Below are 15,442 nucleotides of genomic sequence, written 5' to 3'. Positions count from 1 at the left end.
CGAGGACGGCGGTGACGAGGAGGGGGGTGACCGCGCGATCCGGTGCGCGATCCTGTGCCCGATCCGGCACGCGCCCGCGGGTGCCGCGCGCCGTCCCCGTCCTGTCGTCCCTGCTGCTCGGTACGGTGCTGCTGCTGCCCGCGCCCGCCCACGCGGCGCCCTCCGGCACACTCCCCGACCGCCGGACCGTGCTCACCCCGGCGAAGGTCACGGAGTCGACGAAGTTCTATGTCGTCGAGGCGGTGGAGGAGAACGGCGGCCGGCCCGAGACCCTGGCCGATATCGCGGCCCGCACGCTCGGCAGCCCCGACCGGTTCCAGGAGATCCTGGTCCTCAACACCGGGCGCCAGCTGGCCGACGGCAGCCTCTTCCTCGGTGACGAGCAGGTCGTGCCCGGCTTCGCCCTGCGGCTCCCCGCCGACGCCGAGGGCGAGGGCGTCCAGTTCGGCGTACTGCCCGAGGCGAACAGCCGGAGCGGACAGCGGATCGGGCCCGGGACGGGCGCCCCCGTCGCGCGGTCCGCACGGGCCGCCAACCCCTTCGCGTCCATCGGCGACCGGGTGCCCGTCCCGGTCCTCATCGGCGGGATCGCCGGGGTCACGGCACTCACGGTGGCCGTGATCGCCAGGCGGCGGCTGGCCCGCGCGCTGCGCGCCGTCGGCCGGGGCCTGGTCCGCACGGCCCGGGTGCTGCGGCCCCGGCTGCCGCGTCCCGTGGCGCTCGCCCTGCTGCGCCGCCGCCGGGCGGCGCTGGCCGGGCGGCTCGCCGCCGACACCCGTACACCGGTGCTGGTCAGGGGCGCCCTGGACGAGTTGGCGAGGGCCGCAGATCCGGCCGCCCCCACCCGGGTGTACACGGTACGTGCCGATCCCGGCGGGCTGCTGGCGTCGGTGTCGGCCCCGGGCCGGGCCCCGGAGCCGTGGGTCGCGGAGTCCCGGACCGGCTGGCGCCGTGCGGGACTGCCGGACACCCCGGGCGGGAGCGACCGCTCCGACGGCTCTCACGGCTCCGACGGCTCCGGTGAGGGCGGGCCGCGGCTGACGCTGCCGCATCTGGCCCGCGTCGGCGTCGACGCCCACGGCGCGCAGGTGATGGTGGGCCTGGGCCAGCTCGACGGCGCGCTGAGCGTACGGGGCGATCTGCGGGTGGCCCGGGACACGGTCACCGCCCTCGCCGACGGGCTGCTGGAACTCCCCTGGCAGGACACGGTGGTGGTGGCCGTCGACCCGGCCGCCGACGCGCTGCCGGGGGTGCACGGCGTGGTCCGGGTCCGTTCCGTCGCGGAGGTACGGCACCGGGCGCCCGAGGCGGTCTTCGACGCGGCCGAGGGCCTCGGGCTCGGTCTGGTCCGCTCGGTGGGCGGCCGGGGTGTCGTCGCGGGCTTCCTCCTGGTCCCGCGTCCGGTGGACGCCGACGACGCCGGGGTCCTGGCCGAACTCGCCTCGCCGCGCGGCGGCTGGACGGTCCTGGCGGTGGGCGACGTACCGGGGGCGCACTGGCGCTGGTACGCGGAGCCGGAGGGCGTGGTCGATCTCGGGGTGCTGGGTCTGAAGGTGACCGTACCGGCCCGGCGACCGGCCGCCGCGAATGTGATCTGACACCCCTCGAAAAGGGGCCCCGTAAACCGGAAGACTCCATGGCCGAATACGCCCCGGCGAACTCGCCGCGGGCGTATTCGGCCTGCCGGAAATACCCGTCCGGCCTTCCCGGAATTTCCCGGAGAATTCTTCTCCGAACCGCTGAACCGCCCGGCGCCGGGCGCCGTATGAATGGCGAGACCGGAAGACGGAAACGGCGGAGAGCTCGGCGATGAGGACCCCGCCCCGGTGGTCGACGGCCTCCTCCCCGGCCACCGGGGCGGCACCGAGAAGTGACCCGAGAAACCGAGAAGAAGAAAGACGAGGCACAGTCATGCGGAACCTGCGGAGCACGATGGTCACGGCGGCCGGCGCGGCGGCGGCACTCGTCCTCCTGACCGCCTGCGGCGGTCAGGACGGCGACGCGAAGAAGCCGGGCACCGCCCGGGCCCAGGCCCCGGCCGGAGGAGGCACGGCCCAGGCCGCCGGGGTGCGGCCGGTCAGCGCCGGAAAGCTCAGTGTCTGGCAGAGCGGCCCCCTCGGTCCCGTGGTGACCGATAGCACCGGATTCACGCTCTACCGCTTCGACAACGACACGGCGTCGCCGCCGAAGACGACCTGCGAGGGCGACTGCGCCAAGGCGTGGCCCCCGGTGCTGGCGGCGGACGCGGGGGCCGCCGAGGGGATGGACCCGGCCCTGCTCGGCGCGGTGGCCCGCGCCGACGGCACCCGGCAGCTGACCCTCAAGGGCTGGCCGCTGTACCGCTTCGCGAAGGACACCGGGCCGCGTCAGACCAACGGCCAGGGCGTGGGCGGCACCTGGTTCGCCGCGGCCCCCGACGGCGACAAGGCGAAGGCCCCGACGGCCGGTGGCGGCACGGGGACGGGCGACACGGGCGCCGGTACGGGCGCGGCGCTGCCCGCGTTGTCCGTACGGAACGACGCGGCACTCGGCCCGATCCTGCGGGACGCCGAGGGCCGGACGCTCTACCGCTTCACCAAGGACACCGACAAGCCCATGAAGTCCAACTGCCTCGGCGCCTGCCTCGACAAGTGGCGGCCCGCGAAGATGCCCGACAAGGCACGGATCGCCGAGGTCACCGGGATCGACCCGAAGCTGCTGACCGCGTACGTCCGGCCCGACGGCACCCGCCAGCTGGCCATCGACTGCTGGCCGCTGTACTGGTTCACCGGCGACAAGACGCCCGGTGAGACCAATGGCCAGGGCGTGGGCGGGACCTGGTACACGGTCCGCGCGAACGGCAAGCTCGTGAAGTAGACCCCGGTACGGCAGAAGGGGCGGTTCCCGTCAGGGGGAACCGCCCCTTCTGCCGTTGCGGCACCGGCCCGACGAACCCGGCTCAGCGGAAGATCTGCCCCCGGACGGCCCCTCGGGGGAAGTCCGCGGTGTGCAGGCCGACATAGAAGCCGCCGGGCGCGGTGGCGAGCCGGGACAGGGTGGCGGCGTCACCGGCCGGGGCCGTTCCGGCGAGGCCGGTGACGTTCGCCGGGACCGGGGTGGTGAACAGCGGGATCGCGATCTCGCCGTCCTGTCCCAGCGCGCCCCGGTGGACATGGGCGGCCGTGGGCGGTTCCAGGTTCCGCCACGTCAGGGAGTAGGTGATGGTCCCCTTGCCGGGGCTGAGGGACACGGTGGTCTCGGCGTCCCGGTCGCCGGTGGCCGTACCACCGCCGCCTCCGTCTCCGTCTCCGCCACCGGACTCCTGACGTCCGTCGGCGACGGCCCGCAGCACCCCGGCCGGGAGCGCGCCGAGCGGGTCGACCGGGGTGGGTGAGGCGGCGACGGCCCCGCCGAGGGTGCCACCGGGCAGTCCGGGCGCGGCGACGGAGACGGCGAAGCCGGTGGGTGCGGTCCGCAGGCGCTCGGCGAGCGCCGCGTCGGTCACGGTCGTCCGGCCCGCTACCGAGGTCGCGCTGTCCGGCAGCGGGGAGCCGAAGAGTTCGACGGCCGTCGTCGCGTCGCCGCCGACGATCCGGGCGGAGCGGGGTGCGCGGAATCCGCTCCAGGTGAGGGAGTAGGTGACGGTGTCGCCGTCGATCGCGAGCAGCGCGACGGCTCCGACTCCCGGACCGCCGTCGAGCCGGGCGACCAGGGACGCGCCGGGCGCACCCGCCGGCGACGGTGCGGTGGCCGGGCTCCCGGGAGCCTCGGCCCCCGGGTTCGTACCATCGGTCACGGGACCGGACGGCGCCGGATCGGCGCAGGCCGTCACGGCGGCGGTCAGCAGCAGGGCTTGGGCGGCGACGAGAAGTCCGCGGCGCCGGGGTATCGGCTCGGTCGGCATGGTCGCTGTGTCCTCGGGGTCGTACGCGCGGGAGCGCGAGCGGACGGGTGACGGTCCGGGCGGCGGGGGCCGGAGTCCGGGCCACCCGGTGCACGCGTCCCGCGCGCCGAGGGTTCACCGGCGAAACCATGAACCGGCCGACTCCGACCGACTCCGACCGAACCCAGCCGACTTCGACTGATGCGGAACCTCGGGACGCTCCTACCGATGGGGAAGTCCAGTCGCAATCCGGCCCCCGTGCGGATCATGATTTCCACGACCCGACCGAGGGGTCGGCCGCTCGGCCGCTTCCGGCCCGGGACCGCCCGCGAAGCCGTACTGGAATGAACGCTCGTCGTTCGTTCGTCCCGCAGCGCGCTCGCGTCGCCGCAGCGTACCGACGGTAAGCGGAGGTCAAACATGTGCCAACAAGGGCTCGGGCGGAATGTCCGACGTAACGCATCGGATGGGGAACGCCGTTCCACTCCGGTCATCACGTGCTTAAAGAAACAACCGCCTCATCCGCAACATATCGCCTTGGCGTAATTGATCGCTTACGAAGGGGCGTTGAGGACTTTAGATTTCGATTCATGAAAGAAGAAGGCAAGAAAGAGTCAACTGACAAGCAATCCTTGGCAAATCCGGTCGCGAACGGCAGCCGCCGCGGGGTGCTGCGCGGTCTCGTCGCCGGTGGAGTGGTGGCCGGAACCGGACTGACTCTCGGCGGCGCCGGTCCCGCCGCGGCGGCACCCGGGGCACGACCATTGGGGGTCCAGAACTTCGTCACGCCGGCCAACCCAACGGACGCGGAGACGGCCCTCTTCGCGGGGAACCTGCGCTGGGTCAACCAGCAGCAGACGCATCCCCGCGAGGACGCCGCCAGACGGGCCGTCGTGGCCGGCGGCCAGGCACCGTGGGCCGCGGTCGTGAGCTGCATCGACTCCCGCCTGCCTCCGGAGCTGATATTCGACCAGGGCCTGGGCGACCTCTTCACCACCCGGGTCGCCGGCCCGGTGATCGACTACGCGGTGCTCGGCAGTACCGCCTTCGCGGCGAGCAAGTCGTCCGTGAAGCTCATCGTCGTCCTGGGACACGAGCGCTGTGGCGCGGTGGAGTACGCGATCGGCCGCAAGGACAACGACCCGGCCTATCCCCCGCCGTACTCCGACCGGCTGGAGTTCCTGTCGGCCCGGATCCACGCCGCCATCCCCCCGGTGGGCACACCGGACCGGGTGAACGCGACGATCGACGAGAACGTCCGGCGGATCAAGAGCCAGCTCCTCCAGGAGCCGGACATCGCCCCCCGGGTGACGGCGGGCACGATCAATGTGATCGGCGCGCGGTACGACCTGGACACCTGGGCCGTCACCAAGGTCGTCTGACCGGCACGAACCGCCGCCCGGCGCGCCGCCGTCCCCCGTCGGCACACCGGGCGGCACTTCGGTGCGGCCCCGGCCCCGTCCGCCCCGGCCCCGACGGGGCTGGGGCCGCCCGTCCGCCTCCGGCAAGGGACCTCGGCGCCCCGGCCGGCCATGCGGTACGGCCCGTCGGTACGGCCCGTCGACGGCTACCGTTCCAGCAGGGCGAACAGGTTCTCCCAGCGGGAGACGATCCGGTCCGTCGAGTAGCGGCGGATGTTCCGCCGGGCCCGCTCCCCTATCGCCTCCCGCATCTCCTCGTCCGCCACCAGCATCCCCAGCCGGTGGGCGAGTTGCTCCGGATCGCCCGGTGGGGCCGGCGGCCCGTCATCGCCGTCCGTGATGATCTCGTCGACGCCGGGGGCGACATCGAAGGCGACACACGGGACGCCCGTCGCCATGGCGCCTCCATCGGCGCGAGGGGGAAGCCCTCGCCCCGGGAGCCGAGGACGAAGACGGAGCCGCCCCTCAGCGCGCCCGCGACATCGGCCGTACGCCCCATTCAGGCCACCGAGTCCGCGACGCCCAGCGCCCCGCCCCGGCGCCGCAGGGCGTCCTCCCCCTCGCCGCCGCCGTAGATCCGCAGGGTCCGGTCCGGATGGCGGGGAACGCCGGGAACCGGCCATCGGACACCCCCCGTGGGTACCCCGGCGACAGGCCCGCGATATCCGAAAGGTAGGATTATTTACCGTTCCCTTAGCCACGCGCCGGTAGCGTCCACAGCAGTCTTGCCTGTCGCCGGGTCTCCCCCGGCCGGACGCGTACCGCTCTTCCCCGGGGGGTCCCCTTTGCGCCGCCGAATACATCCCGCTGCCATCGTGGGCGGGGCCGCCGTCCTTGGCGTGGGCGCCTTGTACGCCACGGGACTGCTGCTCACGGGAGACGAGGTCCCCGGAGGCACCTCGGTCCGGGGCGTGGCGATCGGCGGGCTGAGCGAGTCCGAAGCGCGGGCCGAGCTGGACAAGGAACTGGCCGCGCTCGGCGCGGCCCCCCTCCCGGTCACCATCGGCGACAAGAAGGACACCGTCAGTCCGGCCGCGGCCGGACTCTCCTTCGACACGGCCGCGACGGCGGCGAAGGCGACCCGCTCCGACAAGGACCCGTTCACGGTCATCGGCAACCTCTTCTCGTCCGGCGGCGGCGCCGTCGAGCCCGTGGTGAAGATGGACGAGGACAAGGCCAAGTCCGCCCTCGACGCCCTGGCGAAGAAGCACGACCGGAAGGTCCGCGACGGCGGGATCACCTTCGACAAGGGCAACGCCAAGGCGATACCCGCGGTGGCCGGCCAGTCGCTGAACGTCGACAAGTCGGTCGGCGCGCTCCGGACGGCCTTCTCCGAGGGCGCCTCCGGCGGCCCCGCGGACCTCACCGTGAAGGAGACCGCCCCGAAGACGGACGCGGCGGAGACGGAGCGCGTGATGCGCGAGTTCGCCGAACCCGCGATGTCCGAGCCGGTGACCCTGACCACGGGCGGCAAGAGGATCACGGTCACCACCGGCGCGATCGGCCGCGCCCTGACCGTCGCCCCCGGCGCGGACGGCAAGCTGGCCCCGAAGCTGGACGGCGCGAAGCTCCTCAAGGACCGGATCATGGCCCCCCGGATCGCCGCCGCCACGAACGAGGCGAAGGACGCCACCCTGCGCCTCGTCGGCGACCGGGTCGAGGTGGCGTCCGAGGGCACCCCCGGCCAGGAGGTCACCGCCAAGGGCCTCACCGACGCCGTCATGCCGCTGCTGACGAAGGAGGGGGCCGCGGCCAGGACCGCCGAGGTCGCCACGGTCGCCACCAAGCCGAAGCTGACCAAGGACAGCGTCACCGAGCTGGGCCTGACGGAGAAGGTGGCGTCCTACACCTCGACCTTCGAGACCGCCTCGTACCGCACCACGAACATCGGCCGGGCCGCCGAGCTGATCAACGGCTCGACGGTGATGCCGGGCGAGACCTGGAGCTTCAACGACACGGTCGGCGAGCGGACCCCGGAGAACGGGTTCGTCGACGGCATCATCATCCTCAACGACAAGTACACGAAGGCGGCGGGCGGCGGTGTGTCGACCGTGGCCACGACCGTCTTCAACGCGATGTTCTTCGCCGGGGTGAAGCCCGTCGAGTACGGCGCCCACTCCTTCTACATCGAGCGCTACCCGGAGGGCCGTGAGGCGACCGTGGCCTGGGGCAGCCTCGACCTCCGCTTCAAGAACGACACCGGCAAGGCGATCCAGATCCTCACCAGCGCCGACAGCGACTCGGTGACGGTGACCTTCGTCGGGACGAAGAAGTACGACGAGATCAAGGCCGAGAAGGGCCCGCGGACCAATGTGAAGGAGCCGGGCACCCGCCCCGGCGCCGAGAAGGACTGCCAGCCGCAGACCCCGCTGGAGGGCTTCGACGTCACGGTCCAGCGGATCTTCATGGACAACGGGCAGGAGGTGAAGCGGGAGCCGTTCAAGACCCGCTACACCCCGCGCGACGAGGTCACCTGCGACTGACGGTCCCGGTACCGCCACGCGTCGGAACGGCCGCCCCCGCCCCGGGGGCGGCCGTTCGCCGTTCGGGGCCCGCCGCCCGTGCCCCGGCGTTCGTCACGGGACGAGGACGACCTTGCCGCTGGTCGCCCGGCTCTCCAGCTCGGCGTGCGCCGCCGCGGCTTCGGCGAGCGGGAAGCTCCGTACCGCCGGAACCAGCCGCCCCTCCGCCGCCGCTGCCAGCGCCGCGGTCTGGAACCCCCGGGCCCGCTCCCGGTGTTCCAGCATGTGCCCGAGGGCGTCGGTGTAGGTGATCCGCCGCCCGGCCAGGAACGCGACATCGGGCACCCACTCCGATCCGGAGGCGCTGCCGATGGACAGATGCCGGCCGCCGTCGGCGACGAGACCGAGCGCGGCCCGTGCCGACTCCCCGCCGACGCCGTCGAGCAGGGCCGTCACCTTGCGCCCGCCGAGCGCGTCGGAGATCCGCTCGGTCCAGCCGGCCGTCCGGTAGTCGACGGCGATCTCCGCGCCCAGCGCCCGTACCGTCGCGACCTTCTCCGGGCCGCCCGCCACCCCGACCACCCGCGCCCCGATCCCGACCGCGTGCTGGACGACCAGCTGGCCGACTCCGCCGGCCGCCGATGTCACCAGGACGACGTCCTGTGGGGTGAGGGCGGCCAGATCGAGGAACTCCAGCGCCGTGGTGCCCGTGACGACCATCGCGACGGCCGCCTCGTGACTCAGCTCCCCGGGCACGGCGTGCAGGGACTCCACGTCGGCGACGGCGAGTTCGGCGTATCCGCCGGGCGTGCCCGACGCGGTCACCACGGACCGGCCGGCCCAGGAGGGGTCGACTCCGGGCCCCACCGATTCGACGACCCCCGACACCTCGCCCCCGAGCACGGTCGGCAGTTCGGGGGTCCACGGCAGCGGATTCCACTCGGGGCCGCGCCGCAGCATGGTCTCGACGAGATGCACCCCGGCCGCGCGGACGGCGATCCGCACCTGCCCCGGTCCCGGCTCGGGGTCGGGAACGGTCTCGTACCGCAGATTGCCGGCGGGACCGAAGGCATGGAGGACGGCGGCGCGCATGGGTGTCTCCCGGATCTCGTGATCTTTCCTGACACGGCCAGCCTGCTACCTCAAGCTTGGTCGAGGTCAACCGGCGCCGGGTCGGGATTGGTTCGGGATCGGGCCGGGATCGGGCCGCTCAGGGCAGATTGATCGCGTACGCCTTGCGCAGCGTCTCGTGCACGGTCCAGGTCGTACGGTCCCCGCGCCGCAGGACCCCGGCGTCCCCGGGCCCGACGCGCAGGGTCGGGCCGTCCTCGATCTCGATCGTGGCCCGGCCGCTGACGACGACGAACATCTCGTCCTCCTCCACGTCCGTGACCACGCCCGGGGTGATCTGCCAGATCCCGCGCGTCAGCCGCCCGTCCGGCGACTCCCACAGGACGGCCCCGCTGACCTCGGGCGTACCGGAGACGATCTGCGCCGGATCGAGCGGGTCGGGTTCGAGCACGGCGTCCGGGATGTGCACGGCGAAACTCCGGTCCATGGCGGGGCACTGCCTTTCTGCGGTCCGAGCGGGCGGGCGACGGGAGTGCGGGGTGCGCGGTGCGCGGCGCCCCGTCGCGGGCGCCCGCCGACGATCTCACAGCCGTCGGGGCGGCCTTGACGCAGGTCGGACCGTGCAGGTCGGACCGTACGGTACGGCCGGGCCCGCGAGCCGGATGAACGGCTGCCCCGAACGCGCCCGGCGACCGGGTCAGCCCCGCGGACCGTCGGCGTACGGCTCCGTACCGCCCCGCGGGCCGTCGGCATGCGGCTGCGTAACGCCCCGCGATCAGCCCCGCTCGGCGCCCGTCGCCACCGGGCGGGCCGGGTCGCGGGACCACTCCGACCAGGAGCCCGCGTACAGCGCCGGGACGTACCCGGCCAGTTCGAGCGCGAGCGCCTGCTGCGCGCCCGACACCCCCGAGCCGCAGTAGACCCCGATCTCGGCACCCCGCTCCGCCGCTCCGAGCGCCGTGAAACGGGCCGTCAGCGCGTCGGCCGCGAGGAACCGGCCGTCCTCGTCGAGGTTCTCCGTGGTCGGCGCCGACACCGCGCCCGGAATATGCCCGGCGACGGCGTCGATCGGCTCGACCTCGCCCCGGTACCGCTCCCCCGCCCGGGCGTCCAGCAGCAGCCCGGACCGGGCGAACGCCGCCGCCGCGTCGGCCGTCAGCAGCGGCAGCCCACCGGGCTCCGGCACGAAATCACCCGGCGGCGGTACGGGCTCCGCCGTCTCCAGCGGCCCCGTCCAGGCGGCGAGCCCGCCGTCCAGGACCCGTACATCGGTATGCCCCGCCCACCGCAGCAGCCACCACGCGCGGGCCGCGCCCCATCCCTTGTCCCCGTCGTACGCGACGACGGGCCGGCCGGCCGACACCCCGGCCCGCCGCATCACCGCGCCGAACTCCGCCGGATCGGGCAGGGGGTGGCGGCCGCGCTCCCCGGGCGTTCCGGCGAGTTCCGCGTCGAGATCGACGAAGACCGCGCCGGGGATGTGCCCGGCCTCGTAGTCGGGACGGCCGTTGGGCCCGCCGAGCCGGTAACGGACGTCGAGCAGGACCGGCGGCCGGGGTCCCGCGACGGCGTCGGCGAGTTCCGCGGCGGAGACGATCGGGCGAGCGGTCGGAGTCGCAGTCATGCGCCCATCCTGGCGCACTCCGCCCCGGGGCGTTCCGCCCACCCGGCCCCGGGGGCGTTCCGCTGACGCGCCGCACCGGGGCCGCGGGCAGATGTCTCCCCGCCGCGCAACCCCTAAAACTCACCAAAGCGGGCAACCTCCAGCGGGAACCCGCCAAATGCGGCGCGGCCGGGGCGCCAGTGGCACCGGTGAGTGGAAACATGCGCACGAGGCGTGCGGCCACGCACACACGACGGACACGTCGCACGCCCGCGGGCCCTACAACAGGCCCCCTGGTCCCCCGTACGACCACCACGATGGTCCGAGGAGAGAATGACGATGACCGAGGCGACTCGGCGTGCTCCCGGCTCACCCTGCTGGGTGAGTCTGATGGCGCACGGCCTTGACGCGACCATGGATTTCTACGGCGGGCTGTTCGGCTGGGAGTTCCACCCAGGCCCACAACAGCTCGGCCCGTACGTCCGTGCCCTGATCGACGGCAAGGAGGTGGCGGGCGTCGGGCGGCTGCCCGCCGACCCCCGGTTCCGGGTCGCGTGGACGCCGTATCTGGCGACCCCGGACGTGGACCGCACGGCGGAGACGCTGCGCTGCTGCGGCGGCACGGTCGGAGTGGGGCCGCTGGACGCCGAGGACGCCGGACGGCTGGCGATCGTCACGGACACCGCGGGCTCGGTGTTCGGGCTCTGGCAGGCCGCCGGTCATCTCGGTATCGCGGCCCGCGGCACCCACGGCACGCCGGTCTGGAGCGAGCTGGTGACGGCGGAGACCGCGGCGGTCGTCAAGTTCTACCGGTCGGTCTTCGGCTACCAGGAGTCGCGGGATCCCGACCCCGGCTCCGTTCCCGGCGCCGACCCCGTCCCCGTCCCCGGAACGGATGTGGACCGCGGGCACGACGGTGCCGACGGTTCCGGGGACGGCGGGCAGGGCGACTATGTGACCCTCGTCCGGGACGGCGTGCCGGTGGCCGGGCTGCGCGGAGTCGGCAAGGCGCTGCCGCGCGACCGCGGTTCGCACTGGGTGACCTGGTTCGAGGTCGACGACGTGGACACGGCGGCCGAGCGGGTGGTGGAGCTGGGCGGACGCGTGGTGGACCCGCCGCGGTCCGCGGCCCGGGGCCGCCGGGCGACGGTCGCGGACCCCGAGGGCGCGGTGTTCACACTGGTCAGATCGGCCCGCTGACACGTGGAGCCGCGCAAAGCTGACACGTGACGGCGCGCGTTCCGCCCCGGCCGGTCGGGATACCGGCAGCCCGGGCGGGACACGCGCCGCGCGTCAGGTCGTCAGACGCCGGGCATCAGGCATCGGGCAGCGGGCAGCGCGCGTCAGGCGTGGTTGACGGGCAGGACGTCCGGCGAGAGGGACGCGGCACGCTCGGACGCGGAGGTCATCCGGCGCCGGTGGTGCCGGCGGCAGAGGACCTCGTAGCCGACCTCCTCCGCCGGACGGTTGACGTCTCCGACGACCACCTGTTCGCCCTCGACCACCATGGCCCCGCCGACCGTACGGGCGTTGTGGGTGGCGCGCGCCCCGCACCAGCACAGGGCCTCGACCTGGAGCTGTTCGAGCCGGTCGGCGAGTTCGATCAGCCGCTGCGAGCCGGGGAAGAGCTTGGTGCGGAAATCCGTGGTGATACCGAAGGCGAAGACGTCCATACCGAGGTCGTCGACGATCCTGGCGAGCTGGTCGATCTGCTCCGGGGCGAGGAACTGCGCCTCGTCCACGATCACGTAGTCCGCCTTGCCGCCCGCCGACAGCTCACTCACCAGATAGCCGTAGACGTCCATCGTGTCGGTGACCTCCACGGCGTCGGTCACCAGACCCAGCCGGGAGGAGAGCTTGCCCTCGCCCGCGCGGTCCCGGCGGGTGAAGATCACGCCCTGGAGTCCGCGAGCGGAACGGTTGTGCGTGATCTGCAGGGCCAGGGTGCTCTTTCCACAGTCCATGGTTCCGGAGAAGAAGACCAGCTCGGGCATGGGTGGCGGCGGACCTTTCGGCAGTCGTGGGGCAGTGTTCGGCCTCGGCGGGGCCGTCCGGCTGAGCGGCGGGGGTACGGAGGGGCGGGCGCGTCCCGTCGGAAACGCGGGCTCGAGAACTCAGGTACGGACCTCGACGAGAGGAACGAGCTGCTCGACGGGGGTCATGGAGCCGTGCATCCCGGCGAGCGCCGACTCCAGCGGCTCGTGGACGGAGGCGGTGATGGCGAGGTCGTCGCAGGCGGCGGCGACGACGTCGCCGATCCGCCCGAGCACCCGCTCGTCGACGACCGGCCCGAACCAGCCCGCGGCGATCGCCTCCTCGCGGCTCGCCACCCAGAAGCGGTCGCCCAGGACCTCGCGCCAGACGGTCAGGACGTCGGCCTCGGCGCCGGGGACGGCGTAGACATGGCGGGCCCGGCCCTCGCCGCCCAGCAGGGCGACCCCGGCCCGCAGCTCCCAGTCCTCGTCGAAGTCGATCCGGGACTCCTCGTCGAACGGGATGTCGATCATGCCGTGGTCGGCGGTGACGTAGAGCGCCGCGCGCCGGGGCAGCTGTTCGGCCAGCCGCTGGACCAGCCGGTCGGCATGGGCGAGCTGACCGCGCCAGGCGTCGGAGTCCACGCCGTAGCGGTGGCCCATGCCGTCGACGTCGCTGTAGTACGTGTAGACGAGGGACCGGTCGCCCGCCGCGAGCTGCGTCGCCGCGAGATCCATCCGTTCCTCGCCGCTGAGCCTGCCGTGGAATGTTCCGCCGCTGAGCGCGATCCGGGTCAGCGGGGTGTGCTCGAAGAGGGGGGACGACACCTGTGCCGTATGGACCCCGGCCGCGTCGGCGAGCCCGAAGACCGTGGGATGCGGCTGCCAGGCGTGCGGATCGGTGTACGGCTTCCAGCGGAGCTGGTTCATCAGGGCGCCGGTCGCGGGGTCGCGGACCGTGTAGCCGGGCAGTCCGTGGCGGCCGGGCGGCAGGCCCGTGCCGACGGAGGCGAGCGATGTGGCCGTGGTGGCCGGGAACCCGGCGGTGATCGGCCGTCCCGTACCGCCCCTGGAGGTGGGGAGGAGGGAGTGGAGGAAGGGCGCCTGCTCCGGGTGGCTCCTGATCTGCTCCCAGCCGAGGCCGTCGATCAGGAAGACCGCGACCCGGTCGGCGGGGAGCAGCTCGGGTATGGCGGCGGTGAAGCCGGGCACTCCGAGCCCCGCGGCGAGCGTCGGCAGCAGGTCGGCGAGCGAGCCGGAGCCGTATTCGGGTACGGGCGCGCCGCTCAGGGCGAGCGGCTGGGGTTCGTCGGGCCAGAAGACGGCCGTCTCGGGCCGGCCCATCAGCGGGTGGTCGCCGCGGTCGCCTCGGACAGGGCCTGGGCGAAGGCGAGCGTCTGCCGGACCGTGTCGGGCCCGTCGCCCGCCTCGCTCACCCGCAGGCTGAGGTCGTCGGCGGTGGAGTTGCCCGTATAGCCGTGGTCGGCGTCGCAGTTCGGATCGCCGCAGGCGGCGGGCTCCAGATCGAGCCGGGAGACCGCGCCCCAGCCGATGGTGAGGACGACCTCGCGCGGCAGGGTGCCGGGGGTGTACGACTCGGGGTTGGCGACGACCCGGCTGACCACGACGGACGAGATCCGGTCGAGCTTCACGGACTCGGTGGAGGTCGTGGCGTACGGGGTCGGGGAGCTGGAATCGGCCGCCTGCTCGTCGGTGTGGCTGACGATGAACCGGTTGGCGGTGAGGACGAGGACGGTCACATGGCGGCGGACCTCGTTGGCGTCGAAGGTGGTCTCCTGGTGGACCAGGTACGAGGCGATCTGCTCACCGCCGACGGCCGCCTCCACCGCCTCTGCCACGAGAGCCGGGTAGTAGCCGCTGCGCTCGATCGCCGCGCGCAGCCCCTGGGTCGTCGTACCGGTCTTCGCCATGTGGTCCATCCTACGGGCCATCGGGGGCGTCGAACGCTCGGTGGTACCGAGTGGGTGCTCAGTAGCTGGGAAGTCGGCGGGGGCCGAGGTCGGTGGGGACAGGAGTGGGCGCGAGCCGTACCGAGGCGCCCAGGACGGAGAGTCCGCGGCGCGCCACGACGACGGGTTCCAGACTGATTCCGACGACCTCCGGGTGATCGTCGACGAGTCGTGATACACGCAGCAGCAGCTCCTCCAGTGCCGCGGTGTCGACGGGTGCCGAGCCGCGCCAGCCGAACAGCAGCGGGGCGGTACGGATGCTCCGGATCTGGCCCGCGGCGTCCCGGTCGGTCACCGGGACGAGCCGGTGCGCGGTGTCGCCGAGCAGCTCGGACGCGACGCCCGCGAGCCCGAAGGAGAGATAGGGGCCGACCGCGGGATCGACCACGGCCCTGACGACGGTGTCGACGCCGCGCGGCACCATGGCCTGGACGACCGGCCGCAGCTCGACGGGCTTGCCGAGCAGCTCGGTCAGCTCCCGGTAGGCGCGGCGGAGCTGGGCCTCGCCGCCCAGGTCGAGCCGGACGCCGCCGAGGTCGGCGCGGTGCCGGAGGTGGGGGGCCGTGGTCTTGAGGGCGACCGGGTAGCCGAGCCGCTCCGCCGCCCGGACGGCCTCGTCGGGGTCGGGCGCGGGCAGGGCGGGCCGTACCCGGATGCCGTACGCGGCCAGGAGCGCGCGGGTGTCCCCGTCGCCCAGGGTGACGCCGCGCGGGCCGACGGCTCCGCCGATCAGTCCGCCGATCAGCTCCCCGGCCCGCGCCTCGTCGATGTCCTCGTACTCGGGCACCTTGCCACCCTCGGCCGCCTCGCGCCGCCACTGCCCGTACTTGACGGCCTCGGCGAGCGCGCGCACGGCCCGCTCGGCGGCGGGGTAGGCGGGAATGCCGCGTGGGCGGTGCCCGCCGGCCGGGACGTCGGGGGGGCTGGTCGGGGCGGGGGTGTCCGGGGCCGGGGGGCTCGTCGGCGCCGGGCCGCCCGGGGCGGGGGGGGCGGGGGCCCGGGCCCGACCCCGCGGGGGGCGGGGCGGGCGGGGCGCCCCGGGGGGGGCGGGGGCCCGGGCCCCCCGTGGGTCCGTGTACG

14 protein-coding genes are annotated in these 15,442 nt (G+C 73.9%); 5 read left to right on the top strand and 9 right to left on the bottom strand.

Going from position 1 to position 15,442, the window contains the following annotated elements; genetic code table 11:
- The first annotated feature begins 80 nt into the window (after positions 1–80).
- Both ACFXG1_RS04280 and ACFXG1_RS04275 read left to right on the top strand, forming a co-directional pair.
- Complete coding sequence (locus tag ACFXG1_RS04280) at positions 81–1,598, top strand: hypothetical protein (RefSeq protein ID WP_384713910.1); 1,518 nt, start codon at positions 81–83, stop codon at positions 1,596–1,598.
- A 313-nt stretch (positions 1,599–1,911) separates the two neighbouring features.
- Entirely contained in the window at positions 1,912–2,856 is a 945-nt protein-coding gene (locus ACFXG1_RS04275; RefSeq protein ID WP_384740870.1) for an SCO0930 family lipoprotein, read from the top strand.
- Between the two features lie 82 nt (positions 2,857–2,938).
- Here ACFXG1_RS04275 and ACFXG1_RS04270 read toward each other — a convergent pair whose 3' ends face one another.
- The gene (locus ACFXG1_RS04270) at positions 2,939–3,883 is read right to left on the bottom strand and encodes a CHRD domain-containing protein (RefSeq protein WP_384740867.1); all 945 of its coding nucleotides are present in this window, start codon (positions 3,881–3,883) and stop codon (positions 2,939–2,941) included.
- Positions 3,884–4,494: 611 nt separating this feature from the next.
- Between ACFXG1_RS04270 and ACFXG1_RS04265 the strand changes: the two genes are divergently transcribed.
- The gene (locus tag ACFXG1_RS04265; RefSeq protein WP_384711779.1) at positions 4,495–5,244 is read left to right on the top strand and encodes a carbonic anhydrase; all 750 of its coding nucleotides are present in this window, start codon (positions 4,495–4,497) and stop codon (positions 5,242–5,244) included.
- A 185-nt stretch (positions 5,245–5,429) separates the two neighbouring features.
- Here ACFXG1_RS04265 and ACFXG1_RS04260 read toward each other — a convergent pair whose 3' ends face one another.
- Positions 5,430–5,681: a glycosyltransferase gene (locus tag ACFXG1_RS04260; protein ID WP_384740864.1), complete on the bottom strand. Its 252-nt coding sequence runs from the start codon at positions 5,679–5,681 to the stop codon at positions 5,430–5,432.
- 387 nt (positions 5,682–6,068) lie between these two features.
- On the opposite strand from ACFXG1_RS04260, the gene ACFXG1_RS04255 reads away from it, so the two are divergent.
- Entirely contained in the window at positions 6,069–7,766 is a 1,698-nt protein-coding gene (locus ACFXG1_RS04255) for a VanW family protein (RefSeq protein ID WP_384711772.1), read from the top strand.
- Positions 7,767–7,859: 93 nt separating this feature from the next.
- On the opposite strand, the gene ACFXG1_RS04250 is transcribed toward ACFXG1_RS04255, so the two are convergent.
- From ACFXG1_RS04250 to ACFXG1_RS04240, 3 genes are all read right to left on the bottom strand, one after another.
- Positions 7,860–8,837 (bottom strand): zinc-binding dehydrogenase, encoded by a 978-nt coding sequence (locus ACFXG1_RS04250; RefSeq protein ID WP_384711769.1) that lies wholly within the window; start codon positions 8,835–8,837, stop codon positions 7,860–7,862.
- A gap of 118 nt (positions 8,838–8,955) precedes the next feature.
- Positions 8,956–9,303, bottom strand: a complete 348-nt coding sequence (locus ACFXG1_RS04245; protein WP_384711766.1) for a cupin domain-containing protein — start codon at positions 9,301–9,303, stop codon at positions 8,956–8,958.
- Positions 9,304–9,591: 288 nt separating this feature from the next.
- On the bottom strand, positions 9,592–10,440 hold the full coding sequence (locus ACFXG1_RS04240; RefSeq protein ID WP_384711763.1) for a sulfurtransferase: 849 nt from the start codon (positions 10,438–10,440) through the stop codon (positions 9,592–9,594).
- Positions 10,441–10,758: 318 nt separating this feature from the next.
- Between ACFXG1_RS04240 and ACFXG1_RS04235 the strand changes: the two genes are divergently transcribed.
- Entirely contained in the window at positions 10,759–11,619 is an 861-nt protein-coding gene (locus tag ACFXG1_RS04235; protein ID WP_384711760.1) for a VOC family protein, read from the top strand.
- Between the two features lie 143 nt (positions 11,620–11,762).
- On the opposite strand, the gene ACFXG1_RS04230 is transcribed toward ACFXG1_RS04235, so the two are convergent.
- The 4 genes from ACFXG1_RS04230 to ACFXG1_RS04215 form a co-directional block, all read right to left on the bottom strand.
- Positions 11,763–12,413: a thymidine kinase gene (locus ACFXG1_RS04230; protein WP_384711757.1), complete on the bottom strand. Its 651-nt coding sequence runs from the start codon at positions 12,411–12,413 to the stop codon at positions 11,763–11,765.
- Positions 12,414–12,533: 120 nt separating this feature from the next.
- Positions 12,534–13,736 (bottom strand): alkaline phosphatase family protein, encoded by a 1,203-nt coding sequence (locus ACFXG1_RS04225; protein WP_384740858.1) that lies wholly within the window; start codon positions 13,734–13,736, stop codon positions 12,534–12,536.
- On the bottom strand, positions 13,736–14,323 hold the full coding sequence (locus ACFXG1_RS04220) for a DUF5998 family protein (protein WP_384711754.1): 588 nt from the start codon (positions 14,321–14,323) through the stop codon (positions 13,736–13,738). The genes ACFXG1_RS04225 and ACFXG1_RS04220 overlap by 1 nt, the downstream gene beginning before the upstream one ends.
- 58 nt (positions 14,324–14,381) lie before the next feature.
- Positions 14,382–15,442, bottom strand: a 1,061-nt coding sequence (locus tag ACFXG1_RS04215; protein WP_384740855.1) for an acetate--CoA ligase family protein, incomplete at its 5' end; no start/stop codon positions are given.

The sequence above is a fragment of the Streptomyces sp. NPDC059248 genome (assembly GCF_042753905.1).
Classification (GTDB): domain Bacteria; phylum Actinomycetota; class Actinomycetes; order Streptomycetales; family Streptomycetaceae; genus Streptomyces.
This window is presented reverse-complemented; position numbering and strand designations above follow the sequence as displayed.